This window comes from Pseudoalteromonas sp. P1-30, from assembly GCF_001400005.1.
Classification (GTDB): Bacteria; Pseudomonadota; Gammaproteobacteria; order Enterobacterales; family Alteromonadaceae; genus Pseudoalteromonas; species Pseudoalteromonas atlantica.
The window spans coordinates 1-14,624 of the sequence record NZ_LKBC01000020.1; the positions used below are offsets into that span (position 1 = coordinate 1).

Annotated in this window: 9 protein-coding genes; 5 read left to right on the top strand and 4 right to left on the bottom strand. The window is 42.8% G+C overall.

All coding sequences use genetic code 11. The features are described 5' to 3' along the window. Positions 1–386: 386 nt before the first annotated feature. The gene (locus AN395_RS18250) at positions 387–914 is read right to left on the bottom strand and encodes a sugar O-acetyltransferase (RefSeq protein ID WP_054983862.1); all 528 of its coding nucleotides are present in this window, start codon (positions 912–914) and stop codon (positions 387–389) included. Between the two features lie 154 nt (positions 915–1,068). Between AN395_RS18250 and AN395_RS18255 the strand changes: the two genes are divergently transcribed. The 4 genes from AN395_RS18255 to AN395_RS18270 all read left to right on the top strand — a co-directional run bounded on the left by AN395_RS18255 (position 1,069) and on the right by AN395_RS18270 (position 6,506). After that, positions 1,069–1,833: a DeoR/GlpR family DNA-binding transcription regulator gene (locus AN395_RS18255; RefSeq protein ID WP_054983863.1), complete on the top strand. Its 765-nt coding sequence runs from the start codon at positions 1,069–1,071 to the stop codon at positions 1,831–1,833. Positions 1,834–1,879: 46 nt separating this feature from the next. Continuing rightward, a complete protein-coding gene (gene glmS / locus AN395_RS18260; protein WP_054983864.1) occupies positions 1,880–3,700 on the top strand; it encodes a glutamine--fructose-6-phosphate transaminase (isomerizing) in 1,821 nt (606 codons plus the stop codon). Between the two features lie 111 nt (positions 3,701–3,811). Then, the gene (locus AN395_RS18265) at positions 3,812–4,999 is read left to right on the top strand and encodes an alpha/beta hydrolase-fold protein (RefSeq protein WP_054983895.1); all 1,188 of its coding nucleotides are present in this window, start codon (positions 3,812–3,814) and stop codon (positions 4,997–4,999) included. 205 nt (positions 5,000–5,204) lie between these two features. Continuing rightward, positions 5,205–6,506, top strand: a complete 1,302-nt coding sequence (locus AN395_RS18270) for a DEAD/DEAH box helicase (protein ID WP_054983865.1) — start codon at positions 5,205–5,207, stop codon at positions 6,504–6,506. 97 nt (positions 6,507–6,603) lie between these two features. Here AN395_RS18270 and AN395_RS18275 read toward each other — a convergent pair whose 3' ends face one another. The 3 genes from AN395_RS18275 to AN395_RS18285 all read right to left on the bottom strand — a co-directional run bounded on the left by AN395_RS18275 (position 6,604) and on the right by AN395_RS18285 (position 13,816). Beyond that, positions 6,604–9,825: a S41 family peptidase gene (locus tag AN395_RS18275; RefSeq protein WP_095206688.1), complete on the bottom strand. Its 3,222-nt coding sequence runs from the start codon at positions 9,823–9,825 to the stop codon at positions 6,604–6,606. 155 nt (positions 9,826–9,980) lie between these two features. Further along, entirely contained in the window at positions 9,981–11,381 is a 1,401-nt protein-coding gene (locus AN395_RS18280) for a hypothetical protein (protein ID WP_054983867.1), read from the bottom strand. A 32-nt stretch (positions 11,382–11,413) separates the two neighbouring features. Further along, positions 11,414–13,816: a TonB-dependent receptor gene (locus tag AN395_RS18285; RefSeq protein WP_054983868.1), complete on the bottom strand. Its 2,403-nt coding sequence runs from the start codon at positions 13,814–13,816 to the stop codon at positions 11,414–11,416. A 141-nt stretch (positions 13,817–13,957) separates the two neighbouring features. On the opposite strand from AN395_RS18285, the gene AN395_RS18290 reads away from it, so the two are divergent. Next, on the top strand, positions 13,958–14,374 hold the full coding sequence (locus tag AN395_RS18290; protein WP_054983869.1) for a MerC domain-containing protein: 417 nt from the start codon (positions 13,958–13,960) through the stop codon (positions 14,372–14,374). The last annotated feature ends 250 nt before the right edge of the window (positions 14,375–14,624 follow it).

The window sequence follows — 14,624 nt, forward strand, 5'->3', positions numbered from 1 at the left end:
CGCAGATGATAGTGTAGCATTTGCTATGTGAAAGTAGGACATTGCCAGGCTCCAAATAAGAGAAACCCGTTACAGCGATGTGACGGGTTTTTTGCTGTCTGGGATTTAATAAATAGCCAGACCCATGGCTAACTCACCAGAGAAGTAAAACAGCTCGAAGGCGAGCCCGGCCAACGATAGTGTAGCATTTGCTATGTGACTCTCTATCGCTATGGGCACTACGACATTGCCAGGCTCCAAATAAAAGAAAGCCCGACTCGAAAGAGCCGGGCTTTTTTACGTCCGTAGAAAAGTAAAATGCGGACAATTAATGTACACTCATCTACTTCTAGAATGTAGGTCGGGCGAGCGTAGCGACTCCCGACGCTAAAAAACATCGATTATAATTATATTGTTCTTATCTCACGAGCTGGATTACCAGCAACAACAGTATCCGCCTCTACATTTTTAGTAACTACAGATCCCGCACCAATAACACTGTTATCCCCAATGCATACGCCCGCTAAAATAATTGCACCTGCGCCAATCCACACGTTGTTGCCTATTGTAATAGGAGCAGCAAAGTTTTCTTTATTCAGTCGCTGTGTAGGGTTAACAGCATGGGATACAGTCAATAGCTGAACATTGGGGCCAATTAAGCAGTCATCACCAATGCTGATAGCTCCTTCACTAATTGGGGCATCTAATACCGTACAGTTAATGTTTATGAAGCTACGATCACCAATAGCTATTTGATTACCATAATCGCAATGAAAACCTGATTCTATAATTACGCCTTCACCGCATTGAGCGAATAGCTCTTTAATGCGTTTTAAATTACCTTTACTCGGGCTTTTATTAAAGAGTCGGCATATTTCGCCTGTTTGTTTACGTAGGGCTAAAAGCTCTTTGTTTAAGCTATTAAATGGCTGCATTAAAGTTTCTTTGTTTAGTTAAGAGATGCTGTGACTATTTTACCTTTATTATTACTTGTTGAAAGCTGCTTTATTTTTACTCGTTCACTTGCCATTTAACTTGTTTCGTTTAGAATTGCACTTCTTTCGAAACGAAACTTAATCTACGAGCTTTATGACTAAACGAAACACACAGCAACGCCGTCATTTAATACTTACTCAGGTAAATGAGCTAGGTGAAGTGGCTGTTGAAAAGCTTGCGGAGCAGTTTCAAACATCTGAAGTAACCATTCGTAAAGATTTAACCGCGCTTGAAAAAAGTGGCTTATTACTGCGCCGTTACGGCGGTGCTATCGCACTGCCAAAAGAAATCGTCACCGACGAAATAGACTCTAAGCGCAAAGTAGCAATAGCAAAGGCTGCTGCTGCACTTATAAAAGATCATAACCGTATTATTATTGATAGCGGGCGTACTACGGCCGCTATGATCCCAGAGCTTGCAAATAAGCACGGGTTAGTTGTAATGACTAACGCGATTAAAGTTGCGAGCCGTTTACTATCACTTGAAAACGAGCCAACACTTTTAATGACTGGCGGTACTTGGGATCCGCATTCTGAGTCGTTTCAGGGGCAAGTTGCCGAAAACGTATTATGCTCTTATGATTTTGATCAGCTATTTATTGGTGCAGACGGCATAGATGTAAAACGCGGCACAACTACCTTTAATGAGTTAGTTGGCTTAAGCCAAGTTATGGCAAAGGCCGCCCGTGAAGTAATCGTTATGGTTGAATCAGATAAGATTGGCCGAAAAATACCAAATTTAGAATTACCGTGGAAAATAGTAACCACTTTAATAACCGATACTGGCTTAGCAGATGATAAACGCAAAGCGATTGAGGCGTGTGGTGTAAAACTAATTTGTGCAGAGATTATTGATTAGTAACTACAAAGCGAGTTACTAGAATTAAAAAATTAATGGAGACACTATGTGTGGAATAGTTGGGGCGGTTGCAGAACGTCCAGTAAACAAAATTTTAGTTGAAGGCCTTAAACGTCTTGAATACCGTGGCTACGACTCTGCCGGTGTAGCACTATTAGAAGGTTCTACGCTAAATACTGTAAAAGCCGTCGGTAAAGTAGTGAACGTAGAAGCCGCACTTGAGAAAGCAGGCGTTAGTGGTCATACAGGTATTGCACACACACGCTGGGCAACACACGGTAGCGTTACTGAAGAAAACGCTCATCCGCATGTATCAAACAACCAGCTAGCACTTGTGCATAACGGTATTATTGAAAACCACGCAAGCCTACGCGCATCACTTAAAGAAGAAGGCTACGAGTTCTTATCTGAAACCGATACCGAAGTAATGGTGCACTTAATTCATAAACTTCGTAAGCAACACACTACGTTACTTGCATCTGTTCAAGCAGCGGTTAAGCAATTTGAAGGTGCGTTTGGTACGGTTGTATTTGATAAAGCAAACGACAACGAAATCATCGTAGCGCGCTCAGGTAGCCCACTGGTTATAGGTTTAGGCCTTGGCGAAAACTTTATTGCGTCTGATCAGTTAGCACTATTACCAGTTACTCGTAGCTTTATCTTTTTAGAAGAAGGCGACGTAGCCCGCATTACGCGTGATACAGTAGAAATTTTTGGTGAAAATGGCGACGCTGTAGAACGTGAAGTTGTTGAATCAAATATCACGCAAGATGCTTCAGGCAAAGGCGATTACCGCCACTACATGCTAAAAGAAATTTACGAGCAACCACTTGCAGTACGCAATACCCTTGAAGGGCGTTTAAACGACGACCGCGTAGCAATTGATGCCTTTGGCGACAGCGCTCAACAAATATTTAAAGACGTAAAACACGTACAAATTATTGCCTGTGGTACGTCATACCATTCAGGTATGGTTGCACGTTATTGGCTTGAGCAATTTGCAGGCGTTAGCTGTAATGTTGAGATTGCCTCTGAGTTCCGCTACCGCCAATCGTATGTACACGCAAACAGCCTACTTGTGACTATTTCACAATCGGGTGAAACAGCCGATACGCTAGCTGCGTTACGCCTAGCTAAAGAGCAAGGTTACATGGCCTCAATGACCATTTGTAACGTACCGGGTTCATCGCTTGTACGCGAATCAGACCTAGCCTTTATGACTAAAGCGGGCGCTGAAATTGGCGTAGCTTCTACTAAAGCATTTACCACACAGCTTGTTGGTTTGTTAATGCTTACTGCGTCTATAGCTCAAGAAAAACAGCTTGATCAAAGCGCTATTGTAGATGCTATAAAAGTACTTCCTGCTAAGCTTGAAGAAACATTACTGCTTGCTGATGGCATTGCAGACCTTGCAGAAGAATTTGCCGACAAGCATCACTCACTGTTTTTAGGTCGTGGCTCGCAATACCCAATTGCAATGGAAGGTGCGCTTAAACTTAAAGAGATTTCGTACATTCACGCAGAAGCCTACGCAGCGGGCGAGCTAAAACATGGGCCACTTGCACTTATTGATGCCGACATGCCAATTATTGTTGTAGCACCAAACAATGAGCTATTAGAAAAGCTTAAATCAAACGTAGAAGAAGTACGTGCACGTGGCGGCATTATTTATGTATTCGCAGATAAAGATTCACACTTTGAGTCAGACGACACAATGCGTGTAATCAACGTAAACCACACTGACGACATTATTGCGCCAATTGTTTACACACTGCCATTACAGTTACTCTCGTATTACGTAGCGGTAATTAAAGGCACAGACGTTGACCAACCACGTAACTTAGCTAAATCGGTTACTGTTGAGTAAAATCAAAAGGTTGGTAATTACCTGTTAAAGATAAAAAGGCGCTTAATGCGCTTTTTTTGTACCTTAAAGCCTGTTAGATTAAATAACACACTATTTTCTAAAGGATTAGTAATGCGTATATTAACCGCTGTTTTTATATGTAGTTTATTTATATTTTATTCTAATAACACATTTGCAGAGCCTGATTTAAAACAGCAAACCATTAGCTATACGCAACAAACACATACTATTAATTCAGCCGTTTTAAACGAAGAGCGCACAGTTGTAGTCCAGCTTCCAAAGAGTTATCAAGCTAATCCAAACAAAGTTTATCCGATCATTTATCGCCTTGATGGCGCGGGTAACATACCACTTATAAGTGCAGTGATGGAGCGTTTACAAAATGATAATCGTGCGCCTGAAGTTATTATTGTCGCTATTGAAAATACCAATCGCTTAAGAGATTTATACCCCACAGTTAATAAAGAGCCACAAGGCCCGGTAGGTGAAGGCGGTGGTGCAGCAAAGTTTTTAGCATTTATTGAGCAAGAGCTTATGCCCTTGATTAATAAAAGTTACCGTACGCACAACTTTAATGTAATTGCTGGGGCTTCTGCGGCAGGCGTGTTTGCACTTTATACAATGCAAGCTAACCCTGAGCTTTTCCAAGCACACATTGCTTACAGCCCTGCGGTTTGGTGGAACTATGGCGCACCGGTAAAAGCGGCTAAGTCGTTTATCAATAAATCAAAAGATCTGAATAACTATGTTTATATAAATATTGGTGAAGAAGCTGGCTTAATGCGTGAAAGGTACGATGAATTACAGCAATCACTGCAATCGCATAAAGTGCAAGGGTTACGCTTTTTTAGTGATGCGTTCAATGGTATCTCGCATGGCTTAACCTCTGCTGCAGGCATATTTAATGCCTATTACAACTTATTTTTACCTAAGCAAATGCCAATCAGTGCTTTAAGCGATGATATAGAATCTATTGATGCTTATTATCAAACATTATCTCAGCAATGGGGCGAGCAAATATCTCCACCAGATCGTGCTGTTAGATCACTCGGTTATAACTTAACGGGTAGCAAGCAGTTTACCCGTGCTATAGAAGTGTTTAAATACAATATAAAAAACCACCCAAAATCAGTCGATGCGCTTTCGGCCTTGTCCTACGTTTATGAAATGCAGGGCGATACTCGCCAAGCGCTTGAACAGATGGAATCTGCTTTAGCGATAGCAGACGACTCATATCCTTATATAAATTATTTAAGAGAAACAAAAGCTAGGTTACAAGCAGAACTTAGCAAGAACTAATAATATTGCTAACTTAGTTGTTGGCTTTTTATGAAAGCCTCTTTAAGTTTGGAGTGCTCACGGTGACAGTCAAATTTCCTCGAAGCTTGTAGCTCGACGCTCGCAGCCATTACTTAAACCACATTTAAATCACTAATCCCTACTTAATAAGCGCTAAATACGCTAAAATTACAGGCTACTTTTTTAGCAATAAGCCCACAATTTTATGACCTCAGCAACAAGCCCTAGTACCTTTAACGATCTTGGCCTTATTCCAGAGCTACAAGCTCGTTTAACCGATTTGGAATATAACCAACCTACGCCAATTCAAGCTAAGGCGATTCCAAGTGTACTTGCTGGTAGCGATTTAATTGCGGGGGCAAATACTGGCTCAGGTAAAACAGCAACGTTTGCTTTGCCTATGCTACAAAAGTTATTTTTAGAGCAAGGCGCTAAAAAAACAGCGAGCAAAGGTAACTTTGTTACTGGGCTTATTTTGGTACCTACCCGTGAGCTTGCAACGCAGGTGGCCGATAGCGTTAAATCGTATTCTGCTAACTTTAATGGCGCAATTAAAACGGTAGCAGTATTTGGTGGTGTGTCGGTTAATACACAAATGCAGGCTCTACGTAGCGGCGCCGATATTATTGTTGCAACGCCAGGGCGTTTGCTCGATTTAATCTCAAGCAATGCTATTAAGCTCGATAAAGTAACAACCTTAGTGCTTGATGAAGCCGACCGCATGTTAAGTCTTGGCTTTACCGAAGAGCTTGCCGAGCTATTAGCGTTAATGCCTGCTAAAAAACAAACTATGTTGTTTTCAGCAACCTTCCCAGAGCAAGTCACTCAATTAACGCAAGAGCTGTTAACTAACCCTGTTGAAATACAAGTTCAAAGTAAAGACGAAAGCACCTTAGTACAGCGCGTATTTACGGTTAATAAAGGCGAAAAAACCACGGTTTTAGCGCATTTAATTAAAGCGCATAAATGGCGCCAAGCACTTATTTTTGTAAACGCTAAAAAAGACTGTGAGCACTTAGCAGGTAAGCTTGAAAAGCGTGGTATTAACGCACAGGTATTTCATGGTGATAAAGGCCAAAGTGAGCGTACTCGCGTAATAGAAAAATTTAAAGCGGGCGAAATAGAAGTACTTATAGCCACCGATATAGCAGCCCGTGGTTTAGATATTGCCAAACTGCCTGTTGTTATTAACTTTAATCTACCGCGTAGCCCCGCTGATTACATGCACCGTATTGGCCGAAGCGGCCGTGCCGGTGAAGTGGGTTTAGCGTTATCGTTAATTGATTATGAAGACTTTCATCACTTTAAAATTATTGAGAAGAAAAACAAACTTCGTTTAGAGCGTGAGGAAGTAACGGGTTTTGCTGTAAACCAAGCAAACCTTGATGCGGCCCTTGCACTTAAAAACGATAAGCCAATGGCAAAGCCAGAAGGCACAGGCAAGAAAAAGAAAAAACATAAAGCCGATGATATAGATGATGTATGGAGCGGCTGGAGAAAAAGATAAGCCTTAATACATATAAGTTATCAAACTCGAATTAATAAAAACCCTGCAAATTTGCAGGGTTTTTTATTGGTATTAGCTTGTTTAGCTATGCAGCAAATTAAAACTTAGACGGCGCTGGCGGCACCACTAAAGGTTGCTTAGGGTTTTCTTTAAGCTCCTTTAATAACTCTTGTACAGCGCGTTCTATCGATGGATCTTGGCCTTTATAAATAAGCTCTGGGCGGTCAACCACTTTAATATCAGGTGCAACGCCCTCGTTTTCTATAATCCAGTTACCATCGTTGTCTAAGATGCGGAATGTAGCAGCAATTACTTGCCCGCCATCTACAAGGCCAGGGTTACCAGAAATACCAATTAAGCCACCCCATGTACGCGTACCAATTAGCTTACCTAAACCCGCTTGGCGAAAGTAGTAAGGAATTGCGTCACCGCCTGAGCTTGAATAGCCGTTTATTAGCATTGCTTTAGGACCATCGTGTGCAAACTGTGGCGTTTTAGTCGGCTCAGTGCCTCGGCGTTTCCAATAGTTAAGTGGTTTACGTGCAAGCCAGGTGATCATGTGCTCAGGAATATAGCCACCGCCATTGTAACGGTCATCAATAATCATGGCGTCTTTGGTTGTTTGCGGCATGTAGTTTTTAAACATGGCGCGGTTACCTTCATACGCGGTATTTGGCAGGTGTACGTAGCCAATACGCCCATTTGATAGCTTATTAACGTAGGCTGCACGCGAGTTAACCCAATCTAAATAACGTAGGCCTTGCTCACTGGCTACAGGTTTTACTGTTACTTGCCACGCGCCTTTGCTACGCGGTTTGCTGTTTAGCACCAGCTCCACTTGCTCGCCTTGGGTGTTTTCAAGGAGTTCGTAAAAGTTAGCAACGTCTTTAACCGAGCGGCCATTTACCGCAATAATATAATCGCCGTTATGTGCTTTTACACCAGTAGTCCCCAGCGGTGAGCGGAAATCGTCATGCCAGTTTTCACCTTTAAAGATTTGCTCTATTTTTACGTAACCCGATGGATCGCTTGCAAGCTTAGCGCCTAATAAACCGTGGTTTTTACGCTCGGCTTTTGGCATATCACCCGATTGCACGTAAATATGGCCGGAGTTAATTTCGCCAGCAATTTCGCTAAGTACGTAATCAAGGTCGCTACGGTGGCTAATAGCATCAGCCATAGGTTGGTATTTAGCTAGAATAGCATCCCAATCTTGACCGTGGTGGTTTTCGTCGTAGAACCAGTCACGCAATGTGCGCCAGCCTTCTACGTACATTTGTTGCCACTCAGCTTGCGGGTTGATTTTAAGCGTCATTTTGCTTAAATCGAGCTTGTTGGCGTCTAAGTCTTGCTTTGGTTTAGGCTCAATCAAGCTGTAACCGCCGCTTGTATGTACAAGCAGGTGCTCGCTATTGCTCGATATAGTGTAATGGCTAACGCCTTTAGCCACGGTTTCTAGCTCGCTATCGTGCTCGGTGCCTATAAGTTGTAAACCACCATTGGCAAGTGTAAGCACGCCGTCTTTTACTGCGGTTAAGCCACGGTAATCGCCCGCTGGTGCATTAAGCGCGGTAACACGTTGCATAAAGTCGCTGCTTTGCAGTGCGTTTTTAACTTTTTTGTCGTCTTCTTTTTCGTCGTCATCGTCTTTTACAATTGTGGTTTCGTCACTTTGTAAGGCAATAAGCGGTTTAACGCTGTCGTTTACTGCAGCCGCATAAATACGGGTGGCGCGGTTAAACATGTAGTCAAACTCGTAACTGCTAAACGCAAGGTTAAAGTCGCGCTCAGAGCTAAAGTAAAGGTATTGGCCATCTGGCGAAAAGGTTGGGTTTTGCTCGTTACTCATTTCGTCTGTTAAGCGCGTTACCTTTTCTTCTTTAAGGTTGTAGTGCCACAGTGAGGCATAACGGTTTTCGTTATTTTTAACATACACAATGTCTTGGCTGTTAGGCGACCACGTATACTGAGTAATGCCGTCTTCGTCGTAAATGCCGGTATCAATTTTGTGTTGCTTGCCCGATTTTGCATCTAACCACCACAGTGTGTGGTTTTTATCTGCAAATAATAATTTTGAGCTATCAGCTGACCAAATAGGCGTAAAGCGCCAAATAGTGCCATTACTAGTGAGTTGCTTAATGGCATTATTTTTACTGCGATCTTTTAAGTAAATTTCGTACTCGCCGCTTTCATCGCTCATGTAAGCAATGTAACGCCCATTTGGCGACCAACTTGCGTCTATTTCACGGCTCTTATCTGTATACGATAAGTTACGCGTAGGCCCTTGTTTAACAGGTACACTAAATAGCTCGCCACGGGCTGTAAATACAGCACGTTTGCCATCGTGAGAAATCGACATAGAATCAATAAAGTCGCTTACATTTTTGCTATACGGCATAGCGTATTGGCGCACACCGGCAATGTTAATGCTCAGCTTAGTGCTTTTTTGTGTTTTTGCGTCAAAGCGATATAAGTAACCGCCGTTTTCGAACACAACCGCATTAGGGCCTGCTGAGGGCCAAAGTACGTCAAAGTTTTTAAAGTTGGTGAGCTTTTTAGGCTCACTGCCTTTGCGATATTGATAAAGGTTTAGTGTGTAATCACGATCAGATACAAAATAAATATTGTCGCCAACCCAGGTAGGTTGCTGGTCGGTTGCACGGTTAGTGGTAAGTTGCTCTGAAGTGTTATTTTCTAAATCGTAAATCCATACGTCTTGGGCACGGCCGCCACGGGTGCGTTTCCAGGTACGAAACTCACGGTCAATGGGCGTGTAAACATACTTGCTACCATCAGGGGAGAGCATACCGCCGCCAGTTTCTGGAATGGCTAAAGGCTGCTCAAGGCCACCGTCTGCAGGGACCATATAAGGGCGACCCATACGTTTGCCCCATGGTGTGCGGTTTGCTCTAAACACCACATTTTTACCATCGGCGGTCCAATCTAAAACGCGGTAATCAAAGCCACCACGCGGCGGCATTGGGCCAACATCGTTGTAGTATGTAAGCTGCTTAAGGCCTGAGCCATCGCTGTTAATTACATAAACTTGGCGGCTGCCGTTATACTCAGCCGAAAACGCAATGCGCTTACCATCAGGAGAAAACTTAGGAAATGTTTCAAAACCAATGTGGTCGGTTAAACGTTTGCTTTCGCCGGTTTGTGTATTAGCAATATAAATATCGCCGCTGTAAACAAAGGTCACGTTTTGGTTATGAATATCAGGAAAGCGAAGTAAGCGAGTGTCTTTAGTTTCATAGGCCGATACGCTCGGTGCAATAACCGCAGCCAAGGCAAGCGCCAATGTTGTTAATTTTTTCATGGGATTACATCCTATATTAATAGCTGTTACATCATAACAATAAGGTTATAAATAGCGATGCACTTGCGATAAAAGGTCTGTTACAAAATGTGAATAAAAAAAGGTTGGCATTAAAACGCCAACCTTCAAGGGAGTACTCTTTTTAAAGAGTGAAATTAGTGGTCGTGATCGTCGTCTTCTTCCTCTTGCGCAATACCAAGCCAAGTAATTGCACTAGGAGCAAAAGTAAGCTCAACCTCACTTTCAATTTCTAAGTCTTCAAGGTGTACTTGCACAACGTGCGGAGCAATAGGGTCGGCTACATAAGCAAACTGACCATTTTGCGCCACTGTCATGCTAAAGCTCATGCCCTCTGGCATGGTTGATACATCTTGCTCGGTGATATTAACTTGGCCTTCAAGCTCCCAATGCATTTCGCCATCATGGTCGTGTGCGCTAAATACATTTAAAAAACCTAAGCTGTCTAATATTAAAAAGTGCTCGCCATGGGCAGAAAAAGAGTACGACACAGCACTTGCGCCATCGGCTAGTTGCCATTCTAGTTCTTCCATTTGTGCTGTTGCTGGGTTAATAGTTACAATTACGGCTTCGCCGCCACCATGGCCAGATGCTACGCCAATAAAGGTCTCGCTATCTTCGTGGCCATAAATACTACCAATGCGTAAATCGCCAACGGCTGCAATGTTCGCTATTTTTTCAGCTTCGTATTCATCATCGTGCTGGTGGGCTAATAACACACCATCACTACAGCCAAATGCCACGTAGTCGTGGTTTTGTGCCGCGCCGTGTAAATCAGGGCACGTAACTTCTAAGGTTTGTTCAAGCTCGTATTCACCATCATGAAAGTGATAAACACCTATTTGGTCTGGCAGTACTTTAGCAACCGATGTGCTTTCGCTGTCATCACGGCGAAGTGTTGATAATAAATGCTCACCGCGAGGCTCTGCTACACCGTGCATATTAATATCGTAACTAATACCCGGAAGTGTTGCTGTTGCGCTGGTTATGTCGTTATCTGTTAATACTTCAACAGAGGCAACCGTGCCTGATTCTGCATCACCATCATAAAAAACAGCTAATTGGCCATCGTGTTTTACAAGATGAGTAGGTCGGCTGCCACTTGTTAGCTCATAACTGCTAGCCGCTGGGCTTTGCTCGTAGTCGTGTAAATGCTCGCCATGGTCTTCACGCCATAAACCACCATCAATAAAGCCTAAGTAATCTTGTGCGCGGCTTGCAATAATGGCATAACGAAAATCAGGTGATGACGATAGCGTGTTTGAATCATTCGTCAGGGTAAATGTTTCAAGTAAAGCGTTGTCATCTAGGTCATAAAAGCTGGCTTCGTTGCTATCGCCTGCCAGTACAGCTAATCTGCCTAATGAATCAATTGTGTAGCCATCATCATGGTCGTGATCATCACCGTCATGATCGTGTTCATCTTCTACAACAATAGGATCTTTTTCTACAATATTGGTCTGGGCATCGCCACAGGCTGTAATAAATGTAGTGCTAATAGCCAGTGCAATAAGCTTTAATTTGTATAGTTTTTTCATGTTTATTTCCTTTAATTATAATTTTTTAATACTTAAAAATAACCGCGAATACCTAGCGCAAAACTACGCCCTGGACGTGGCGCTATATCTTTTACAAACGAGCTGTGCACGCGTGCTTCTGTATCTGTTAAGTTGGTGCCTCGCAGGTACACAGACATATCTTGGTTTAATACTGAAAGGTCGTAAGAGATGCTTGCATCAACCAATGTGTAGCCGTCTGTTGCTGTTTCTTGTGGGGCTGTGCGGTCTTGCTTTTGATAGCGAGTAACGTGAATATGCGCACTGAGTTTATCTGTTTGATAGCTTAGTTCGCTGCCAAAACGAAGCGGTGGAGTACGGGGTAAATCGCCGCCGTCTTTTAGGCGTGCACGAACGTAATCTGAGAATAAATCTACTTTAAATTCATCGGTTAATTGCCACGCAATTTGCGCTTCAAACCCGTGTAAAATTACGTCGTCTGTTTTAAATAAATAAACCGGCAGTTCTGATGAATGGTCGTGTTCGTCAGCGCCTTCTTCTTCATCGCCATGGTCGTGGCCACTTTCGGCGAATAAACCGGTGTCTATTTGGTAATAGTAATTATCTACTTGGTTATAAAAGGCATTTAAAATAAAGCCAATATCGCCTTGGGTTTTACGTAGTGTTAAATCGATATTATTGGCTGTTTCTAGGTCAATTGTTTGACTAGATAAACCTAAATGGCCGTCTTCATCTAAATCAAATAGTGCACCTACTTCGTAAGTGCCAGTACCAATGTGTGGCCCAAACGATAACAATTCAGAGGCAGAAGGCGCACGTTCAGAGCGCGATACAGAAAGTCCTAAATTATAGTTAGGTGTAAAATCCCACACTACGCCTGCAGATAAACTGATTGGCGTAAATTCATGCTCTACGTCAAATACACGAGTGGTTTCTGCGCTTTCTTCGTGATCATGCTCGTCGACTTCTTGCGCTTCATCATGTGCATGAGCGTCAATGTTTGGCAGTAATACGTCGCCTGCTTCAATGGTTACACGCTCAATACGCCCACCTAACTGCATTAAAAAATCGCCAAAGTGCCTTTCTTCCATTAACGCTACAGCAAAGCTTTCGGTTTCTGATGGAGGGGTAAAGGCCTCCTCACCTTGTGCTTCAACATCGCTTTGTTTGTAATGAAAGCTAATGCCGCCATTCCACTCGCTAAATTGGTTATGTAGTAGGTCTATGCGTAATTCGTTTGTTTCGTTTTTAAATGTGGTGCCTACAGCGCCACCTTCAATTTCAGCGTGTTCGTAGTCGGTGTGGCCAACGCGAAGGTTTACTTTGTTTAGCCATTTATTATCTAGGTTGTACTCACCTAATAATTGCACTTTAGTTTGCTCTAAATCAGCAAATACGCTTTCTTCTTCGTCGCTGTGTTCTTCCTCTTCATCACCGTGCGTATGGCCCGGAATACCGTATTGACGATTAAATTGCTCTACTGCTAAGCCAATAAAGCCGTTATCCATTAAATAGCTAGCGCCAACAGTAAAACCATCAGACTCCTCATTACTGTTTTCAACAGTGTAATCGCCGCGATGCTCTTCATCATCGCTATCTATATCTGCGGCTACAGGTACCTCGTAGTCATCGGCTTCACGCCAAAACGCATCGGCATAAAATGCCACCGAGTCTGTGCCTGTGGTGGCATTAAACGAGGCTACTTTTTGGTTATCTACTGAGTTATGTTCTACGTTCCACTCGCCGCGTGTTGTGCTGTCGGTTGGTACGCGGCTATCTACCACATTTACTACGCCACCAATGGCGCCACTGCCATAAAATAGTGTTGCTGGGCCGCGTAATACTTCAATTTGTTGTGCGGTAGACGCTTCTGATGCAACAGAGTGATCAGGGCCAACGCGCGACACATCACTTACATCAAGGCCATTTTGAGTTATGAGTACACGCGGGCCGCTTAAACCACGAATAATTGGTGTACTGGCTACCTTCCCGTGAAAGTTAGTATTAACGCCTGGAAGTTTTTCAAGGCTGTCGCCAAGTGTTGCAGCTTGTTGTCGCCTTAGTTGTTCGCCAGATAAAACACTAACAGGTGAGGCAGATTCCATTGCCGACATATGAATAGGGGTTGCTTCAATATCAATAACTTCAATAGGTGAGCGCTTTAAATTAAACGTAACCGATTGGTTTTCATCATTCGTTATTGTTATATCGCGATGAAGGTGAGCATAACCTGGCGCCACAACATGAAGCTCTTTTAAGCCATTGTTTAGCTCTGCTATTACAAATTTACCGTTTTCATCGGTGGTTACTTTAAGGTCTGAGCCTTCAACTTCTACTGTTGCATTGGTAACTACTTTACCTTTGTTGTTTAAAACAACGCCCTCTATTGTGGATGCAAGCACACTTGCAGGTAATAAAGCTGCTATGAGAGCAGCTAATTGTGATCTACGTTTCATTTGACTACCTTGTTAGATGTTATATTATATCAATTATGCGAGAAATGTTATAATGTATCAATAGTAATTAACTGTTGTTACTAAAATGTCTCCTTAAAGGTAACGCTTTTGAGTAGAGGCACTAATTTAGTAGAGGAAATAATGAAGTCGAGTCAAAGTGTTATGGATCGTATGGCGATTGGGTTATCGTTAATGTGTACAGTGCATTGTTTTGCAACCCCGGTTATTTTAGCGCTATTGCCAAGCTTTGCTGTACTGCAAATAGATAGTGAACAATTTCATTTATGGATTCTTGCAGCAGTATTACCCACCAGTTTATTAGCATTGAGCCTAGGCTGTAAAAAGCATAAGCGTTTACGTTATATGGCCTGCGGCGTTATTGGGTTAGCCTTTATGATATGTGCGGTATTGCTAGGGCATGAGGTTGCCGAAAAAGCGTTTACTTTAATTGGGTCGGCGTTTATTGCTGTGGCTCATTGGTTTAATTACCAACAATGCCTTAAACATAATGACGAAAAGTGCCCGTGTTCAGGCACCGAATTTGATCAGGTAGCTTAACGTTGTTAGTGCTACAAACAGCTAACATGTAGCACTGCCTTTCAATATTTAACTTTGTTTTTTAATAGCCTAAAGCTAAAAGTGAGTTAAAGTAATCATCCAATATTGGTTTATTACGCTTGGCTTAGGCTAGGGCGTGCTGATCTTTGCGGATTGAAATTTGTTCAATCTAGGGGCGGTTAAATCGCGGCGCGAGGTTTGCAACCTAGTGGGCTAAGTAAAAACCGAGTAAAGCTTCCGCGTCCTGCTC